Source organism: Paenibacillus sp. FSL H3-0286 (assembly GCF_045040705.1).
Taxonomy (GTDB): Bacteria; Bacillota; Bacilli; order Paenibacillales; family Paenibacillaceae; genus Paenibacillus_AQ; species Paenibacillus_AQ odorifer.
Window position 1 is genome coordinate 3,293,452 of sequence record NZ_CP150285.1, and the last position, 19,173, is coordinate 3,312,624.

Consider the following 19,173-nt stretch of genomic DNA (forward strand, 5'->3'; position numbering starts at 1 on the left):
TAAAACATTTCAAAGGGGGATTGTGTTGATGTACAACGTATTATTAGTAGACGATGAGATGCTTGATCTTGAAGGCATGAGACAATTCATTCCTTGGAATGAACTGGGTATGCAGGTCGTGGAGGCAGCGAATAACGCGTTTACGGCATGCGATATTTTAGAACAGCATGTTATTGATATTATTGTTAGTGATGTGAATATGCCGAATATGTCGGGTCTAGAGCTGGCTCGGATTGCCATAGAGAAAAAAAACGATATACGTGTGATTTTTGTAAGCGGTTACCAGGATTTCAGCTATGTGAAACAGGCGCTTTCACTAAAAGCATATAGCTATGTCCTTAAGCCAATGGATGACAAGGAACTTATTGCTGCACTACAGAAAGTAAAGCAGGATTTAGATGATGAAAGTAAACGGCGTGACGTTGAAGAAGCTTATCAGCATATGATTCCTATGGCCAAAAATGATTTGTTGATCCGCTTATTTGAAGGGGAATGGGAGGGGGACACTCAAGCTGGAATGTTAAAGCTTATGAAGTCCTACGGTCTGGATAAGCTGGAATGGCCTATACGTGTGGCGGTTTTGGAGCTGGATTATTTCAACTGGTTGCAAGAACAGGATAATCTAACTAAACATCTAATGTCCAAGGACTTTCTGTATGAAGTGAATACTATTGCTCAGAAGCACGGTATGCCACATTGCTATAAGGTATCTTCTTATCGAATCGCGTTGTTGATTAACGAACAGGAGATGGAGAAGTTTATTGAAGAAATTTATGAGTCAATTCGCACAAAATTTCCTGTCACTATGACCGTAGGGGTAGGGAAGCCTACATTTGCTATGGACCAGGTCCACACCTCCTATCGGCAAGCTATGGAAGCCGTTGACGGAAAGATGTTTCTCGGCAAGGGCAAACTAATTATGTATGAAACGGTTAGCAGCGAACCTGGAATGATTGATGCCCGTACGTTGGATGCCCGTATGGATACGCTTTTTAAAGCGATGAAAGAATATGAGTTAGTCCTTATTTATGACGAGATCGATAAGCTGTTTAAATCCGTGAGTAGTTTAAGATCTAAATTCACGATTCATAATCTAGCCATGTATATTATATGGAAGCTGGATCAGCAGTTGAAAGAGGTTAGTGAGGATTTATTTGAAATCTTAGGTATGGAGTTACATAGTTTAGATATTTTGCTTCAATTCGATACGATCAGTGATATACGCTCTTGGCTTGTACTCAAAACGTTTGAGATATCCGAGTACCTACGCAGCAAAACAGAGTCAGTGAACAATAAACTGATTAGAGAAATTATGCAAATGATGAAGGATAAGATGAGCGAGAATTTTACGTTAAAGGATATTGCACAGCAGTTCTCTTTCTCACCCAACTATTTGGGATATCTATTTAAAGAGGAAACTGGGAAAACGTTCAGCGAAGTACTCATTCAGCTGCGAATGGAACAAGCCGGCAAGCTTTTGAAAGATCCGAAGTGTAAAATCTATGAAATCGCGAGCCAGGTAGGTTACCGTTATCTTCCTTACTTCAGCAGACAATTCAAAGAAGCCTATGGTATGACACCTATGGAGTATCGTAAGCGGGAGAAGTGATGGGGGATGATGTTGCATGAAACAACCAAGAAGTAAACATAAGTATGTGCCGATAGGGTATAAATTAATGCTGACGTATATTTTTTTCATTATTATCCCAGTATCTGTGATAGGTTTTGTCTCTCACTCTATGTACAATGATTCATTACGCGAGCATACAAGTTCGAATATTAAAGGTACGTTGTTGCAAATTCGCGATAATATTGATTATAAAATGGGGGAAGTTACCCGGATATCCACGCAATTATATAGTGATTATGATTTCTATCGGAATCTGCGAAGCTATGAAGAAGGCTGGGAGAATTATGACCGGATGTCTATGAAGGTACTTCCAAAGCTGGACGTAGCTATTCAATCAACGGGTATGAGGATTGGGATGTCGCTATTTTTAAAGAATGAATCCATTCCTGAGATCTATTCGAATTCACTAGAGGGCTATCTGGATAATAGTAGCTTCTATCATCTTTACCATATGAACCGGATTGAAGGGAAATCCTGGTATTATGATTTTCCAACCGAGAAATATGCGGAGACTATGAAATGGTGGCAGATTGAGCGCGATGTAGAAAATAATCGTATCTCGTTGCTACGTAGATTAATAGATACATATGATCCTCTTGTACCTAAGGAGATTGGCTTCCTGCGGATTAATGTAGGCATTCCAGATCTGTTCAATAGTGTGAATTATACGAAGATAGGAAAAGGAAGTATTCTAATTTTAAAAAACGAGTTCGGAAGAACGATGTACCAATCGGGAGAACTACCAGAGCACTATTCCAACGAAGCCGAACTTAATAAGGATTACCTGACGATTAGTGAAACAGTTACAGTTTCTAACCAAGCTTGGCAATTAAACGCGCTAGTTCCAATTACGATTCTTGAACAGGATGCAGTGAAGGTACGACTGTTTATTATTTTGATGTGTCTCATCTGTTGTGTAGTTTTTAGTTTTGTCGGCATATTTATATCCCGATATTTTTCAATTCGGATTAATAAGTTCGTGTACGTGCTGAATGCCTATCGGGAAGGTGATCTTCACAAGCGTATTTCCTATCGAGGCAAGGATGAATTCTCTCAGATTGCAACCGCATTAAATGATATGGGCGAAAATATCGATATGTTGATTAAAGAGGTATATTTGACGCAGCTCCAGAAGAAGGAAGCAGAGCTTGAAATTCTGCAATCACAAATCAATCCTCATTTTCTATATAATACGTTGTCATCTATTATTCAATTAGCCAAGTTTGGTCAAAATGAGAAGCTGCAGCAGATGGTGCTGGAATTAGCGAAGTTTTATCGCCTGACGCTTAATGAAGGACGAACCATGATTCCGGTCCCGACTGAAATTGAGCAGGCAAACGCTTATTTAGAAATTCAGAAAATTAAATACGGTGATCGTCTGGAAGTTATGTTTGATTTTGATACAGAAATCTGGCCTTATGAGACTATAAAACTGATTCTACAACCCTTTATCGAGAACGTGCTGAAGCACGCCTGGTGTGGTGATCACATTCATTTACGCATTGTTGGGCGTAAAGAGGGCAATGATATTCTATTCCGCATCATTGATGATGGAATCGGCATGAGACAGGAACGTATTGATCAAATTTTTGATCCAAAGGGCCACACGAATACAGGTTATGGGGTCCGTAATGTAGATCAGCGGATTAAACTGCAATATGGATCTGAGTACGGCGTAACCATTTTTAGCCGTGTTGGAATTGGCACTTCTGTTCAGATACTAATTCCTGCTAATAAGGGCAAGCGTGGCATTCGTTCGAATGTTGTACATGATGAAAAGGGGTCTTAAAGCTAGTTTTTCTAGCCTAAGACCCCTTTAATTTTAATTAAAATCCTTTATATTGAGGCTCTTCGGACTCCAATTCGGTTACCCGGTTCTCTACTTGAGTTACGATTTGTTGTGTTTGCTCGGCTGCGTTCGTGAACAAGGTTTTTGCACTCTCGTTTTGTGTTTCTAGTGCAAATTGTTCAAGACTGGCTTGAGCACCTTTTAAAGAAGATAAACATGTTTTAACTTGTGAGGCTACTGTCATTGAGTTTCTCTCCTCTGTGTTGGATTATTAGCATGACGAATGCTATTGTCCTCAAATGCTTCTAGCGTTATGCAGGAAAAAAATTCATACTTCTAGTAATAGATGATTTTCCATAAATAAGTAGTGAAATTCCGGATTGAATGCGCCTTTATTGACAAATAATGAGTGTTAGTAAACAAGTTTTGATTCAAAAGGAGGGTAATTGTAATGCCGGAGTGGTTAGAGGTTGTAGTTCGAACGCTCTTTGCTGTGGTTGTACTTTTCTTTTTAACAAAATTACTGGGAAAGAGACAAGTATCGCAGCTCTCGTTCTTCGAGTATATAACGGGGATAACCGTCGGCAGCTTAGCCGCTTACATTTCTTTGGATACGGATAAGTTATGGCATTTAGGGCTCATTGCACTGATTGTATGGGTGGCTTGTTCTTTAGGGATCGAATACCTTCAGATGAAGAGTAAAAAAGCAAGAGACTTTATTGATTTCAAGTCCACCGTACTAATTAAGGACGGAAAAATACTCGAAGATCATATGAAAAAAGAACGTTTAACCACAGATGAACTGCTGGAGGAATTACGCAAAAAAGACGTTTTCAATATATCGGAAGTGGAATTTGCGATTATGGAATCTGATGGAGCCATAAATGTTTTACTCAAGAGTGAATATCAGCCGGTAACCCCTAAGCAATTGGGTATAAAGGTTGCCCCGGAGAAAGAGTCGCAAGTTGTCATTATGGATGGTAAAGTGCTCGACAAACCATTAGACACCCTAAACCTGACGCGAAGCTGGCTGGATGGAGCCCTTGAGAAAATGGGTTTTACGGTTGAGAATGTTTTTCTTGGACAAGTTGATTCTTATGGTGAGCTGACTGTCGATTTGTATGCAGATAACTTTAAAGTCCCACAGCCGCAGGATAAGCCTCAATTATATGCTTTGCTGAAAAAGTGTGAAGCTGATTTAGAGATGTTCAGTTTATCAACAGATAACGAAAAAGCTAAAAAAATGTATGAACAATGTTCGGAGCAATTGCAGGCTTCACTGAAGGTTTTGAAACCGTTAATTCAAAGCTAAGGGTAAAGATAAAGGCACTCTCGAGTAAGATCGAGGGTGTTTTTTATATTAATTTAAATAAATGTAATAATATGGGCATAAAGTAGCTGTACAACTTCGAAATATTAATTATAGTTGAGATTAGGCTGGAGTTATAGATGACACAAGATTGGAGGAATGCCTTCGCTTTTTATTTACATCAGAAAACAAGGAGGAAGATGTTCACGTGAAACTAAAAGGAAGATTTTCATTCGGAATTATGGTTGCGCTTACAACTTCGCTGGTTCTAGGTAATTTGGCATGGAGTAACCCTACCGCTCAGGCAGCAAATATCTTCAGTAATGATTTTGAGAATGGAAGTGCCGACAATTGGATGAGTACAACAGGAACTTGGTCTGTAGTTGAAGAAGGTGGCAATCATGTGTATTACCAATCCAGTCAAAACGAAGGACGTTCGTTCTCCGGTAGCAACACGTGGACAGATTACAGCGTTCAAGCTGATGTGAAGATTGATGATTTCAATGGGACTAATCGAACTTATGTGTGCGGGCGCTATGTTGACGGAAATAACTATTATGCTGCATCTCTGTCTAACAGTAATGGTGGGACGCTTGAAATACGAAAAAAAGTGAATGGTTCAAGTTCAACACTGGCTAGTAAAACTGATTTTCCTATAACTACAGGGACTGCCTATACAGTTAGGCTAGAGCTTAGTGGAGATTCGCTTAAAATGTATGTTAATGATGTTTTACAGCTAAATGCACACGATAACATTTTGACAGCAGGAGGTATAGGACTTGTAGCTTATAAGACAGCAGCGAAGTTCGACAATATCAATGTCTCCGATATCACCACGGGCACTCCGACACCAACGCCTACTATAGCTCCAACAATTGCACCAACGGTAGCTCCTACGGCTACTCCAACAGCAAGCGCAACCCCCACTGCGACAGTAGCTCCAACCGTCACACCAACAGCAACACCAGTTGCAGGCTCTATTTATGTAGCTCCAAATGGTCTGGACAGCAACGCAGGAACAATTGGTAGTCCAACCACACTGGCCTCAGCGATTACGAAGGTAGCCCCCGGGGAAACCATCTATATGCGTGGAGGGGTTTACACGTATTCTTCAACAATAATTGTTGGACAAGATAATAGCGGAAGCTCTAACTTACGAAAGAACATCACTGCATATGGGACTGAGAAGCCTATATTGGATTTTTACGCCCAGCCATTTGACCCAGCTCAACGTGGTTTGCAGATATACGGTAACTACTGGAAGGTAAAAGGATTAGAGATAAGAGGCTCAGGAGACAATGGGATCTTTATTGGCGGGAACTATAACATTATTGAGAATGTTGAAACCCACCATAATCGGGATTCGGGACTGCAAATCAGCCGTTATGCTTCATCACTGACCAGCATGAGTCAATGGCCGAGCTATAATCAGATCATTGGAGTGTATTCTCATGATAATTATGATCCGGATAACGGGGAAGACGCTGATGGTTTTGCTGCTAAGCTGACCATAGGTCCTGGTAACGTATTCGATAAATGTATAGCTGCATGGAATACAGATGACGGCTGGGATCTTTACAGTAAATCAGAAACAGGCTCCATCGGAGTGGTGACGATCAAGAATAGTATCTCCTATAAGAACGGACAGACCTCAGATGGAAATTCAACGGCAAACAGTGATGGGAATGGATTCAAACTAGGTGGTGAAAAAATTGCAGTAAACCACATTGTGCTGAATAGCATAGCGTTTCAAAATAAAAAACACGGATTCACTTACAATAGTAATCCAGGTTCCATTCAGTTAACAAATAATACTTCTTGGAGTAACGGACAGAGTAACTTTGCTTTTGATGCCGGTACTCACCAATTTACGAACAACTTGTCTTTTGCTGGAGGATCGAGTGACAAAACAAGTGGAACCGATATTCTAAGTACTAATGTGTGGTGGAAAAGTAATGCAAGTACCAATGCCAAGGGTTTGGTGGCCAGTGCCGCTGATTTTGTAAGTCTTACACCTTCAGTGGTGCGAAATGCAGATGGTTCTTTTAGTCTGGGCAGTTTCCTCAAATTAACTGGGGGTAGCGATCTAACCGGATCTGGAACACCTAGCGGAACTAATATTGGTGCAACTTTTCCGTGATTTGAAAGCTAGGGGTATGAGCTCCTTATTTAATTGACTCTGTAGGATTAGATAGGTCATTTTATTCGATATTTTGATGGGCATGAGTCCGGTACTATACCGGATTTGTGCCTATTTGGTTTGTTTTAAGTATAAACCTTCCATCACGTTGGCAAACTAAGCCAGATTAACAAGTCACAATTTTGGAGGTAGTCTGCAGATGTCTGGAATTATTGAAACAATAAAAGAACAACTGGAAGGATCTAGTGATGCAGTTTTTCAAAACATTCGCCTTCATGGGCATTCCTGTGACTTGATCTATATCCCATTCATCGTAAATTCCCTGAGTCTTCATAAAGATATTGCATTGCCGCTAAAAAATGAAGCAAATTCAGAGCACAAATGGCCGGATTTTTTAGAACGACTGGATCGAGGAGCTGTTTTTCCCATCCCGTATCTTAAGGAGTTTGACATAAACAAGGCTGTGGATTTGATTGTCGCTGGAAAAGTAGTGCTTTATTTTGAAGAGCTTCCTTATGTTTATTATTTTGAGATCACGCAATATCAGAAAAGATCGGTTACGGAATCACAAAATGAACTTGTGGTGATTGGACCACAAGAAGCATTTATTGAAGATATTGAAACAAATCTGTCCCTGCTCCGACACAAAATTAAACATCCGGATCTAAAGACTATTCATTATACGATTGGTAAATATACAAAAACTGATGTGTATGTTGTATATATTGAAGGACTTTATAAAAAAGAAGTTCTTACTGAAATTGAAAAGCAACTAAATGAAATAGATATTGATGGCATATTGGGCATTAGTTATATATCGGAACAATTACGGAAGGGGAACTTGACACCATTTCCGGTATTTCAATATACAGAACGTCCCGACTCGGTGGCAGCTTCTTTAATGGAAGGCCGGATCGGAATATTACAGGATGGCACACCCACTGCAATGATTGCACCTACCTCTTTTTTTACAATGCTACAATCCTCTGAGGATTATTATCAAAGCTTCTATGCCGCAAGCTGGATTCGAATGGTTCGATTTGTGTTCTCCATCCTATCGATGATTCTTCCATCGCTTTATGTTGCGATTACAACCTTTCATCCTCAGATCATTCCCTCAAACCTGTTAATTACGATAGCATCTGCCAGAGAGAACATTCCTTTCTCAGCATTGACTGAGGCTTTGATTATGGAGCTTACCTTCGAAGCCCTTAGAGAAGCTGGAACCCGAATACCAAAGCCTGTGGGCCAGACCGTTTCTATTATTGGGGGTATAGTCATCGGTCAGGCTGCGGTACAAGCGGGAATTGTATCCGCTCCAATGGTTATTGTTGTTTCCATTACCGGAATTGCCACCTACATTATTCCCCATTATGAGCTCGGTCTGACTTTTCGCTTACTTCGTTTCCCTTTATTGATTATGGGGGGAACAATGGGATTGCTCGGGGTATATATTACAGCTTTTTTGATTTACGGACATTTAGCTAATCTTAGACCGTTAGGCTCACCGTATTTACAACCCGTTGCCCCTTTGGTGTTAGAAGATTGGAAGGACACATTATCTCGCTTTCCCTCTAACTATATGAAGAAACGCAGCAAACTTTATAGCAACAGGAATCTAAGGAGACAGAATCAAAAATGAGAACTCTAAAGATAGGAGTTGTTATACTTCTACTCCTAAATTTAACAGGCTGTTGGTCTTCAAAGGTGGAACTGGACGAATTAACCTTTGTGTACGGCTTATTTATAGATGTAGGCAAAGAAGCAGGCACCGTTGAAATTACGATTAACTCTCCTTTGCCCAATCGTCTCAACTCGGGAAGCCAGCCCTCAAGTGGTGGCGGTGATGGGAATAGTTATTCTACAGTTTCTAAGACCGCAGATACGATCGCAGACGCCATGTTACTAGTTCAGAAAGATCTGACACGTCAACTTAGTCTTTCCCAATTGAAAATAATTGTCTTAGGGAAAGCTTATGCAGAACAAGGGATTGGTGAACTCCTATTATGGATTAGAAGAGAGCCAAGTCTCCCCCTTGGAACCTATGTCATGGCTAGTCCCGGCAGTGCAAAAGAGATGAATACATTAACACCTATCTATGAACAATTGCCTTCTGATGTACTGAGGAGCTTTGGAACAGAAAAATACATGTTTTCGACTACAATTAAGGACTGCATATTCGCTGAGGCTTCGGGCGTTGGATTTGCTATAAATAATCTTTCATTTGGCAAAAAAGAAGAAACTACAAAAGAAGGCAAACCACAATATTGGGCAGGCATTCAAGGAGCTATGTTGTTTCAGAATGAGAAAATGAAGGGAATACTAAAGCTTAAAGAGGGGAGGGCATTGGCATGGGCCGCAGGCAAGCTTAAGCTGTCGGTTTATTCTGTTACCTGGGATGGTGGAGAAAGTGCAGCAAGTGTTGTATTTGTTAGCACCAAATCTTCGAAAAAAGTAAAAATAACGGATAAGGGTCCAGTTTTTACAGTGAAATTAAAGGGAAAAGCTAGTGTGATTTATTTAAGGGATCCTAAGAAAAGAAATCTAGAGGAGATCAGTAATATCATTACAGAGAAACTAAGCGATAAAGTAACTGCTAATCTGACCGAAGCTATACGTTTATCCCAGCAAGCAGGTGCGGATGTTCTACAGCTCGGCATGTTGCTGGAATGGAATGATCCGAAACTTTGGAAGCAATTAAGAGAACGTTGGGATAATTACTACGCTCATGAGGCAGATATTAAGGTGAAGACGGACTTTCGGATTGTGGATTTTGGGACAGCAAAATAAAGAACTGAGGAAGGAGAAGTTATGCGTACAACAAAGTGGCAGCTGTTCCGGTTTATCACCATTTTTTTTAGCTCACAAACCACCATTTTTTTGATACCAGCTATTATTGCTACTTCCTCTTATCAAGGCTGGATTGCATTAATCGTTGGCTCCTTATTAGGATTGATATTATTGTGGTTTACAATCTATGTTGGTAAGCTGCGACCTAATCAAGCTTGGGTTCACTTTGGAAAAGAGATCATTGGCAAATGGCCACATAAATTTATGATTCTGCTCCTACTATGCTGGTGTGTTTATTATGTTTCTTTCGATATAGAGAATTTCGTACTATTTTTCGGCTCGAATTATTTAAGAGGAACTCCACCTCTATTTATCCAGTGTGTCGTTGGTCTCGTAATCATGTACACGGCAAGTCTAGGATTTGCAACAATTACATATATGGCCGATGGATTATTTATTATTTTCTTTATTACCGTGATCATATTATTTAATTTATTCCTTCCAAACGCGGACTTTAATATGGTACCTGCTTTCTTTCATTATCATGATCCTGGAATCGCCCTGAAAGATTCTATTGTGGTCATGTCATGGTTTGGAGAATGGATTGTGCTTTTGTTCATTGCACCTGATTTAAAAATTGAAGCGAAAATGATGAAAAGATTAGTATTTGCGCAGTTCTATGTTTCAATTACGGTCTTAATAGGATGGTTATTGACAATGATGAGTTTTGGTCCACATTTAGGCCAGCAACTCCAATATCCTTTTCTTGAGATGGTGCGTAGTTCAAAAGAAGATAATTTATTAGGTAATACTGACCCGCTTTTGATTGGAATATGGTCGTCTTCGATGTTTATTCACAGCGCTTTCCTTATCTATGTAGCTTCAAAATGTGTAGCAAGTTTGTTTAATACTAATAGTAAAAAATTTTACGTTCCCCTTTTAACACTGGCTTCAGTGACAATAGCATACTTATATTCACGCGACGTCGGCAGATATTACGAACACTACAAAAGCTTTGCCATTGTGATCATTTGGCTAATCGTTGAAAGCATACCCATCTATTATGGGATTGTAGCCTTTTTTCGATATCGGCATAAGACTGCGAAATGAAAATCGAATGGAAGACGGGTGCTGTCTAATTACGGACAGTGCTTTTTTTGTGAATTATAAATCGGGTACGCTTTCTGTTATGATTAAAGCACTTATTACATAATTATCCTCAGATTGGATGGTGTATTCACATGAATCTTCAAGAAGTAACTGAACTTATCAAATCTATTAGGGCCAATCTTGCCAAAGTCATTGTAGGAAAAGAGGAGGGAGTAGACCTGCTGCTGACCGCATTACTTGCGAATGGACATGTCTTGCTGGAAGATGTACCTGGTACGGGTAAAACCTTGCTGGCAAAGGTTCTTGCCAAATCATTGGATTGTTCATTTAAGCGCATACAATTTACGCCGGATTTATTGCCTTCCGATTTAAGCGGGATCAACTATTACAATCAGAAGACGGGAGAGTTTCAGTTCAGACCAGGTCCGGTATTTGCTAATATACTGCTGGCTGACGAAATTAATCGTGCAACACCTAGAACCCAATCCAGCCTACTGGAGTGTATGGAGGAACGGCAAATTACTATCGATGGGGTAACGCACGGATTAGAAGCACCGTTTCTTGTCATTGCTACTCAGAATCCGATAGACAACCAAGGGACCTTCCCACTGCCTGAGGCTCAATTAGATCGATTTTTGATGCGGATTACTACGGGTTATCCTACCTTTGATGAAGGGATACATATTTTGCAGCGTTTTCGTGAGAATAATCCGCTCGAAGAGTCTTTTCCTGTAGCAACGGCACAAGATATTCAAGCCGCACAGCGTTTAGCCGCATCGGTAAGTATCAGTGATGATTTATTAGGTTATATCGTACGGATAACGGAAGCTACACGCAAATCTACGGCAGTAAAACTGGGTGCGAGTCCACGTGCCAGTGGCGCGTTGCTTAGATCAGCTCAGGGATATGCACTTATTCAAGGCAGATCCTATGTAACACCGGATGATATCAAAGCCGTGGCTGTTTCCGTGCTTGCACATCGTCTGCTGCTTCATCGGGGATTAGGCTCAAGAGAGGGACAAGCCGCGGATATTGTATTGCAAGTGCTTCGTGAAGTTGAGGTGCCTGCTGAACCCGTGACGTCCTTAAGAGGCGGAAAGGTGGAATGACCTATGGCTTTGCCTTGGTTCATTTTCATTACAGTGGCGTTGGTGTTACTTCTTGCTGACATTTATAAACGGAATGGTCTGAAAGCGCTTAGTTATTCTCGTTATTTTTCAAGTAAGACTGCTTATGAAGGAGAACGTATTGAGATGATCGAGGAGATCATTAATGCGAAGCTTCTTCCTTTGCCGTGGCTCCGATTGGAGTCTAGTATTGCGAGAGGTCTGGAATTTGGAAGTCAGGATAATCTTGGGATTAGTACAGGAGAAATCTCTCAGAATCATATTAGTTTATTCTATTTAAAATCTTATCGTCATATTAAAAGACGGCATCAAGTGACATGTGAGCGTCGTGGTTTATATCGTTTAGAATCCGTGACTATGACAACGGGAGATCCATTTGGTTTGACTCGAAAAAACAAAACATATCCACTCGAGTTAGAGTTGTTGATCTATCCCGTTCTGCTGAATCTAGACGAGCTTCCATTGCCCATTCATAGCTGGCTGGGTGAGCTTCCTGTGAAAAGATGGATCGTTGAAGACCCTTTTCTGACTGCTGGCATTCGTGAATATAGCTCAGGAGATTCTATGGGATTGGTAAACTGGAAGGCTACAGCACGTACTGGTGTTATGCAGGTTCATAAAAAAGATTACACGGCTGATTCCCGGCTCGTCATCTGTCTGAATATAGAGGACAGTGATTCCATGTGGAGAACGGTGACTGATGTGGAACGAATCGAGCAAGGAATAAGATATGCAGCGACTATAGCTGAATACGCAATGCAGCATGGAATTGAGACCGGATTAATCTGTAATGGCAGATTGGACGATGCTGGCGAAAGAGATCCAATTGAAGCAGAGCCGATGGCTCAGCTCGAAGATATGTTAGAGCTCCTGGCAAGGCTGAAGCTGGATAGAACACTTCCTATGAGTCGACTATTGGAATTGCAGGTTGAGAGTGGAATTAGTGACACAGACTTTCTAATCATAAGCTGCCATAGGGGAGCAGAATTGCAAAAGGCGACGGATCTCCTAATGCAGCAAGGCAATGGTGTGGAATGGCTGGATATTCCGGAACAAGGGAGAGAGAGCGCATGAAGCTTACGTTGTCTGGCTATGTAAGGGAAACAGTGAAACTCTGGTTGTGGTCTATTATTGAATTGTTGCTATTTCTACCGGTTTGGGTTCTATTTCAGATTTATTTGTTGCCCCAACAAGATGAACAAATATGGTTGATTGCGCTGCCTATACTAGCTTTAGCAGGCATTCTTTTGCGCAATTTTTGCAATGTAAGATGGAAGCAATTACTTGCCGCCTTAATCCTCGGGGCATTATTAGGTGTGGCTTCAGGGAGTTTATCCATCGAAAGCCTTCCCTTAGGTGTGGCTGGAATTATATGTACATTCTTAGGGATGACGGTAGACTCTAGAAATAATAGATTCAGAATGTTTTGGATAGGTATAATAATCTATTTTGTGGCAACTATAGCGTTTCATAGAGTTCCTGAATTGGAGCCAAGTGTGCCGTTATTGACCTGGTGTGGCAGTCTGTATTTAATACTGACTTTACTTATTTCTAATAGCAGCTATATACGATACAGCGCACTTACTGAAGAGAATGAAACGCTGCCCAAAGGGATACAACGGAATAATCGTATATATGTCATTGTGATTGGAGTTATTGCAGCTGTACTAGCGGCAGGTGTCGGTAAAGCTATAGGATCATTGGTATGGAGACTCTTACGCTCATTTTTCAATTTTATTAATCAGTTATTTTCTGGCACAAAAGAACCAGAGCCTCCGCCAGCAGAATTGCCGCCAGCAACTCCGATGTTACCACCAATTGGCGAGCAAAAGCGTGGCTGGCTAGCTATTATACTAGAATACGGGTTTTATATTTTGGCGGCGGTATTATTGGGATTTGCAGCCTATTATGCACTTCGCTGGTTGTACAGAAATGCTGGAGAAAAGTGGCGGAAAGTCATAGATGCATTGTTATCGATGTTACGTAGGGAACATACCCCTAAGAATAATACAGCATATCTTGACGAGGAGAAAAGCGTCTTTACTTGGGAACAAACCGTTCGAGGGTTAAAGGATTTCTGGAGCTCTCGTCTTCCTTCAAAACATCGTAAGGATCGCTGGGATCAGATGAATGGCGAGCAGGAACGTGTCCGTTGGCTTTATCGGCGGTGGCTTAATATAAAGCGCGATAACGGTTATGAAATGAAAAGTTATCTTACGCCGCAGGAAACAAAAAGGGATGTTTTGCTATGGGGAGATCGTAGCAAGCATAAACGTAAGGGTGATGATGATTCTTTAGCAGCAGATCAATTGATTGAAATATATGAAAAAGTTAGATACGGAGAAGACGAGCCTGCCGCTTCTGATATTGCAGCTTTGAAAAATCAACTGAAATTATAGAATCATTTTCAGAATATATGCAAATTGGAACAAATAGGTTACAAAAGACCTGTAAGAGTTACAACATGGATACAATTGGATCTGTGCTAACCACTATAATAATTCTAGTAAAATACTCGTGGAGGGAAGTCAATGAGAAAGCATAGCAGTACATATGTTGTTTTACTCTTAAGCACCTTTGTCATAAGCCAGTTGACAGGGCATACCGCTTCGGCTGCTGCAGTTAGTTCTGTTCAGCCAAAATCGGCGGTAGCTGCTGCAACTGTAACAGCTCCTAGTAATCTGGGTTCCGTTTCTTTAGGAGCTAATATCAAAGCTACACTGGAAGATGTAAATATTTGGTCACAGCCTGGAGGCAATATTTTAACTTATACAATTAACTATTCGAATGGCAGCAGCAAAAGTGCTAGCCTACTGTATTATTTTTCGAGAGTTATGACCTCTGGCGGCTCTGTTATTCCAGGGAATCCACTAAGTGCGGACGCTACTAAGAAAAAAGTGGGTTCTAACGAAAGCTTACGCGTTACATATTATGTTAATGTCGGCCAGGTAAATTCGTTAAAAGGTATCAAGATTCCAATGTACGTTTGGGATTCCAAAACCAAGGGGTATCTCAAGCAAGTAGGAACTTTTAATATACCCGCCAACTATTCGCCAACCGCTGTAAACGGAAAAAATGTAAGCACTACAATGAATGACATTCCGGTTATTGCTAAAAGTGAATCCTTGGAGCTCTACAAATACAGCGGAAAGGTTTATGCCAAGGTGGGCATAAGCTTGACCAATAAAGGCAGCAAAGTATTAAGTGATCCTGGTTACGCAGCATATTTGGTCTCGGCAGGGGGAAGTTCGTATGAATTAGCCCTTGACCGTTCTCAGCTTAGTTATAAAATTCAGCCCCAAGAGAAAAAAACCATTTATTATCTTACAGAAATTCCTTCGTATATGAAGACGGAGAATATGAAACTGCAATTCACCCAAAAGGATGAGGCGCTGAAGCTGGAGATTGCCAAATCCTCGTACAAGCTGCCTGCGGCTACTACACCAAATCTGGTAGTTGGCAAAGGTGTAATCAAGAAAATTACCATCAATAACAATACGGTTGAAACCCAATTAAATAACGCAACCGTATACGCAGAGAACAATAAGGGATTCTGGACTTTTCAGCTGCGAGTGAAGAATACAGGAAAGACAGCCGTTACGTTACCTTCTTATGAGCTTGCTGTCAAATCCTCAACGGGGACAACCTTTCCGATCAATTCTAAGGGCTTGAGCGGATTAACCATAAAACCGCTGGAGGAAAAAATCATCCCGCTTACCGCACAGGTACCCCTTGAGGTAGAACAGAATTCACTGCAATTGCAGATGATTGAGGCTGTTTCTGCTCCAGATAATAGTGAAACGGGAACTACTGGAGAAGGTGCAGCAACTGGAAGCACTGGTGGAACCAATGTCGCTACGAGCAACACAGCTAAACTAACGGTTCCGGTTGCTTACTTTACGATCTCCTATACCTTGCGTCCTGAGATACAGAAAGGTATGGAATATAGAGCAACAAATGAATATGGGACGTTTACTTATAGTTTAGTTTCCTTGCAGCGTTTTCCATGGAAAGACGATGATATCGTTGTTGCCAGATTAAATATTACGAATACCCAATCGGTTGCCTTGTCCCTGCCGGAATTAAAGGGAGCTGTTCAGGTAGACAATGAGGACATGTCATCTTCAACGGAATTGTTTATGGATAAGGAAACTTCAACGATTGGGCCCGGTAAAAACGCTGAAATCTATGTGTTTGCCAAAATTCCTTATACACAAGAGTTCGATAAATTAAAATTAAATCTTTATTCTATGGTAAAAGAAGAGAAAAGCTCGTTCCTGTCAGTTACTACGAACAGCATGATGAACGCTGTAGCTTCTATTGAAACTGGAGGAAGTTATGTTATCTCTGGTAAAGGCAAGAACGCAAAAGTGCAAGAGAACAAAACCATTATTTATGAAGGACTTAACTCCAATCTCGTATACACAGAGCTGCTTCTGAGCAGTGAAGAGAAAAGACAAAGCAAAATGGCTCGCCTCCAAGCTTATTACAAAACGGGAGATGGTCAGCTATTCGAAGCTACAGCCAATCAGCCGGATACGTCTGCTACTCCAGGCGGTAAGCAATTAATCACCTTTTGGGCTAAGGTTCCGAAGGCTGTTAATGCTTCTGATGTAAGCCTGTTCCTTGGGCCAGGGATTACTGGGAATAAGCTGACGGAACCCGGTCAGGAATCCACTGGATTTATTAATATGGCATCACTGTCATTAAATCCGGTCATCACACCACCAGAGAAGAACTTGACGAAGGTGGCTATTTATCCGTATACCATGTCCGTTCTAAGTTCGGAAGGGCGCTCACTACAAGGCAGTGACTCTATAAATATAGTTATGAATTACAATCTTCTTCGTGACAGCAGCTATGATATGGGAACCTTCACGCATAAGCTGGTTCTCAAAATGACGGATCCATATGGTCTATCTCAGGAACGAAGCTTGAACATTGGCACCGATATTCTTGAAGGGACCAACAACTCGTATACAGCAAGCTTTAGCAATAATATGTATAAGAATTTGTCAGGAGGAACCTACCGGATCACGCTGTACGATGAATTCCAAGGCGAACGGATCGAGCTGGCTAGTCAAGCTTATAACATCAAGATTGATAGAGCAGTTGTAACTGAGAAATAGCATTTCATATCTATTATTGTACGAAGAGGAGCAGCTCCAATGTTGCGAGTGGAAAATGTAACGCATTCTTATAAAAACGGTAATGAAACTACAGCAGTGCTTCATCAAATTGACTTTTCTGTGAAAGAGGGGGAGATGGTAGCACTGCTGGGGAGCTCGGGTTCCGGTAAGTCAACGATGCTCAATCTGATGGCAGGACTAATGAAACCTACGGAAGGCCATATTTATATTGCCGATCAAGATATCGTGAAGATGAGTGAGAATAAGCTATCGGAATTTCGCAGAAAAAATATCGGGTTTATCTTTCAAGCTTATGAGCTGATTACTAGCATGACAGTCCGTGAAAATGTAGAGCTGCCGCTGGTTTTTCAATCCGTTGCACCCTCTATACGTAAACAAAAAGCTTTAGAATTGTTGGAAGGAGTCGGCATTCCTGATAAAGCCGACTTGTTCCCTTCCCAGCTGTCTGGCGGACAGCAGCAGCGTGTTAGTATTGCACGCTCCTTGATTACGGAACCATCTGTTATCTTTGCAGATGAACCAACCGGAAACCTAGATTCGAAGACAGAAGAAGAAATTATCAATATCCTGCTTAACCTGAACAAGAAGATGAAGACTACCTTCATAGTTGTAACTCACGAGCTAAAAGTCGCGGAGCAAATGCAGCGGATATTCACGCTTCGGGACGGATATATGATTACTGAAAACCAAACTTCTTCGAATACTGAACTCGAAGGGGGTATACTCATTGAGGATTAGTGATATTTCCCGCTTGGCTTGGGAACAGGTCAAACGGCGGAAAGTTGTCACAGGTCTTTGTATGGCTGGCATATCCATTGGATGTGCTGCAATCATAGTTGCATTAAGTATAGGAGACTCCGCACAGAGCTACACGGAGCGGGAAATCAACCGCAATTTCAAAATGGATGAAATTACGGTGTCTCCCAACGGAGGAATACCCTCCCAAGGAGGAGGCAGCGGTGGCAGCGGATCGTCTGCGGCCAATGAAAAGCTTGATCCCGGCAGGCTGACGGCGCAAAAGCTGGAGATTATTAAAGGCTTGCGGCATGTAACTGCAGCAGCTCCCTTTCAAGAGCTAGGGTACATACAGATGTTGACTATCGATAATAAAATAACAGATGTACAGCTTATTGGAACGGACCTACGCTTGTTAACGAAATATGATAAGAAATTCAAACAAGGCGGAGCTTCTGATTTGGTAGGAATGGCTGTACTGAACTATGGTGCAACCGTTGGACTGATTGATAACGAAACTCGGCAGCGTCTTTTTGAACAACTGAGTACAGATCCATATAACAATAAGTTGATGGAACAGTACAACAGCTTAAGCATGCTTCCAACAGATATGTACAAGCAGCAGGTTCAATTACAGTCTTTTGATCCCGCCTCTCAAACTGGAGGGATGTTGGTTAGCTCACCGATTCAAGTGGTGGGAATCCTCGACAACCCGAGTGGAACGAACGAGAATATGGCTATGTACGACAAGAAGATCTATGTGTCACTAGAGACTGGCGAGCGGCTTGTAGAACAAATGAAGCTATCGAGTGGAACCGCTGGGCAAAAGGGTGTCTATAACTCAGCGATTGTAAAGGTAGACAGCACTGAGAATATCGTGGAACTAGAGAAGCTTATTCAGAAACTCACCTTAACAACAAGCACGAATTTGTATCAAAAAGAGGCACTCGCTGATACCTTCAGCATGGTCAAGAAAGCAGCTCTCGGTATAGGTGTATTTATTCTGATTATTGCTTCGATCTCCATTATCGTTGCGATGACTATGTCCACTCATCAACGACGACGGCAGATCGGTATTATGAAAGTGTTAGGCGCCAATATGGGTCAGATCCGCAATATGTTCATTACAGAAGCGGCATTGCTCGGGATGTTGGGCGGATTGCTCGGCATAGCCTTTTCATACTTGATTGTATTAGGAATTAATAAGCTCATCGGTAACTCTTCAGGAATGGGTGGAGGCGAGCCTTTGGTGATTTATATTCCTCTGATGACTCTTCCGGTAGGGATCGCATTTGCGGTAATGACAGGGGTATTATCGGGTATTTATCCGGCGATCAGTGCATCCAGAACGAATGCACTCACGGCGATTAAACGGGATTAGCTATTTTTAAGT

Annotated in this window: 14 protein-coding genes; 13 read left to right on the forward strand and 1 reads right to left on the reverse strand. The window is 41.3% G+C overall.

Annotated elements, in window-relative coordinates; genetic code table 11:
* Nucleotides 1-28: 28 nt before the first annotated feature.
* Both MHB37_RS14930 and MHB37_RS14935 read left to right on the forward strand, forming a co-directional pair.
* On the forward strand, nucleotides 29-1,609 hold the full coding sequence (locus tag MHB37_RS14930; RefSeq protein ID WP_076185961.1) for a response regulator: 1,581 nt from the start codon (nucleotides 29-31) through the stop codon (nucleotides 1,607-1,609).
* A 16-nt stretch (nucleotides 1,610-1,625) separates the two neighbouring features.
* Complete coding sequence (locus MHB37_RS14935) at nucleotides 1,626-3,419, forward strand: sensor histidine kinase (RefSeq protein WP_076185958.1); 1,794 nt, start codon at nucleotides 1,626-1,628, stop codon at nucleotides 3,417-3,419.
* Nucleotides 3,420-3,456: 37 nt separating this feature from the next.
* On the opposite strand, the gene MHB37_RS14940 is transcribed toward MHB37_RS14935, so the two are convergent.
* Nucleotides 3,457-3,663 (reverse strand): DUF1657 domain-containing protein, encoded by a 207-nt coding sequence (locus MHB37_RS14940; protein WP_036678243.1) that lies wholly within the window; start codon nucleotides 3,661-3,663, stop codon nucleotides 3,457-3,459.
* A gap of 207 nt (nucleotides 3,664-3,870) precedes the next feature.
* On the opposite strand from MHB37_RS14940, the gene MHB37_RS14945 reads away from it, so the two are divergent.
* From MHB37_RS14945 to MHB37_RS14995, 11 genes are all read left to right on the forward strand, one after another.
* Nucleotides 3,871-4,731 (forward strand): DUF421 domain-containing protein, encoded by an 861-nt coding sequence (locus tag MHB37_RS14945; protein WP_076129318.1) that lies wholly within the window; start codon nucleotides 3,871-3,873, stop codon nucleotides 4,729-4,731.
* A gap of 859 nt (nucleotides 4,732-5,590) precedes the next feature.
* Nucleotides 5,591-6,868: a right-handed parallel beta-helix repeat-containing protein gene (locus tag MHB37_RS14950; RefSeq protein WP_405169605.1), complete on the forward strand. Its 1,278-nt coding sequence runs from the start codon at nucleotides 5,591-5,593 to the stop codon at nucleotides 6,866-6,868.
* 199 nt (nucleotides 6,869-7,067) lie between these two features.
* A complete protein-coding gene (locus MHB37_RS14955; protein WP_340012544.1) occupies nucleotides 7,068-8,510 on the forward strand; it encodes a spore germination protein in 1,443 nt (480 codons plus the stop codon).
* Nucleotides 8,507-9,658, forward strand: coding sequence for a Ger(x)C family spore germination protein (locus tag MHB37_RS14960; protein WP_076301985.1), 1,152 nt, complete (start codon nucleotides 8,507-8,509; stop codon nucleotides 9,656-9,658). Before MHB37_RS14955 ends, MHB37_RS14960 begins: the two co-directional genes overlap by 4 nt.
* A gap of 21 nt (nucleotides 9,659-9,679) precedes the next feature.
* Nucleotides 9,680-10,768, forward strand: coding sequence for a GerAB/ArcD/ProY family transporter (locus MHB37_RS14965; RefSeq protein ID WP_076185951.1), 1,089 nt, complete (start codon nucleotides 9,680-9,682; stop codon nucleotides 10,766-10,768).
* Between the two features lie 131 nt (nucleotides 10,769-10,899).
* Nucleotides 10,900-11,877: a MoxR family ATPase gene (locus MHB37_RS14970; RefSeq protein WP_076217909.1), complete on the forward strand. Its 978-nt coding sequence runs from the start codon at nucleotides 10,900-10,902 to the stop codon at nucleotides 11,875-11,877.
* Nucleotides 11,878-11,880: 3 nt separating this feature from the next.
* Nucleotides 11,881-12,969 (forward strand): DUF58 domain-containing protein, encoded by a 1,089-nt coding sequence (locus tag MHB37_RS14975; RefSeq protein WP_076129323.1) that lies wholly within the window; start codon nucleotides 11,881-11,883, stop codon nucleotides 12,967-12,969.
* On the forward strand, nucleotides 12,966-14,294 hold the full coding sequence (locus MHB37_RS14980) for a hypothetical protein (protein ID WP_339282072.1): 1,329 nt from the start codon (nucleotides 12,966-12,968) through the stop codon (nucleotides 14,292-14,294). Before MHB37_RS14975 ends, MHB37_RS14980 begins: the two co-directional genes overlap by 4 nt.
* A gap of 132 nt (nucleotides 14,295-14,426) precedes the next feature.
* Entirely contained in the window at nucleotides 14,427-17,024 is a 2,598-nt protein-coding gene (locus tag MHB37_RS14985; protein ID WP_248548192.1) for a hypothetical protein, read from the forward strand.
* A 39-nt stretch (nucleotides 17,025-17,063) separates the two neighbouring features.
* Entirely contained in the window at nucleotides 17,064-17,783 is a 720-nt protein-coding gene (locus MHB37_RS14990; RefSeq protein WP_076129325.1) for an ABC transporter ATP-binding protein, read from the forward strand.
* The gene (locus MHB37_RS14995) at nucleotides 17,773-19,161 is read left to right on the forward strand and encodes an ABC transporter permease (RefSeq protein WP_175617373.1); all 1,389 of its coding nucleotides are present in this window, start codon (nucleotides 17,773-17,775) and stop codon (nucleotides 19,159-19,161) included. The genes MHB37_RS14990 and MHB37_RS14995 overlap by 11 nt, the downstream gene beginning before the upstream one ends.
* Nucleotides 19,162-19,173: the final 12 nt, after the last annotated feature.

Coding starts and splice junctions, on each gene's coding strand:
- MHB37_RS14990 (WP_076129325.1), top strand. CDS start 17,064: ATGTTGCGAGTGGAAAATGTAACGCATTCTTATAAAAACGGTAATGAA.
- MHB37_RS14980 (WP_339282072.1), top strand. CDS start 12,966: ATGAAGCTTACGTTGTCTGGCTATGTAAGGGAAACAGTGAAACTCTGG.
- MHB37_RS14930 (WP_076185961.1), top strand. CDS start 29: ATGTACAACGTATTATTAGTAGACGATGAGATGCTTGATCTTGAAGGC.
- MHB37_RS14940 (WP_036678243.1), bottom strand. CDS start 3,663: ATGACAGTAGCCTCACAAGTTAAAACATGTTTATCTTCTTTAAAAGGT.
- MHB37_RS14935 (WP_076185958.1), top strand. CDS start 1,626: ATGAAACAACCAAGAAGTAAACATAAGTATGTGCCGATAGGGTATAAA.
- MHB37_RS14965 (WP_076185951.1), top strand. CDS start 9,680: ATGCGTACAACAAAGTGGCAGCTGTTCCGGTTTATCACCATTTTTTTT.
- MHB37_RS14955 (WP_340012544.1), top strand. CDS start 7,068: ATGTCTGGAATTATTGAAACAATAAAAGAACAACTGGAAGGATCTAGT.
- MHB37_RS14975 (WP_076129323.1), top strand. CDS start 11,881: ATGGCTTTGCCTTGGTTCATTTTCATTACAGTGGCGTTGGTGTTACTT.
- MHB37_RS14970 (WP_076217909.1), top strand. CDS start 10,900: ATGAATCTTCAAGAAGTAACTGAACTTATCAAATCTATTAGGGCCAAT.
- MHB37_RS14945 (WP_076129318.1), top strand. CDS start 3,871: ATGCCGGAGTGGTTAGAGGTTGTAGTTCGAACGCTCTTTGCTGTGGTT.
- MHB37_RS14960 (WP_076301985.1), top strand. CDS start 8,507: ATGAGAACTCTAAAGATAGGAGTTGTTATACTTCTACTCCTAAATTTA.
- MHB37_RS14985 (WP_248548192.1), top strand. CDS start 14,427: ATGAGAAAGCATAGCAGTACATATGTTGTTTTACTCTTAAGCACCTTT.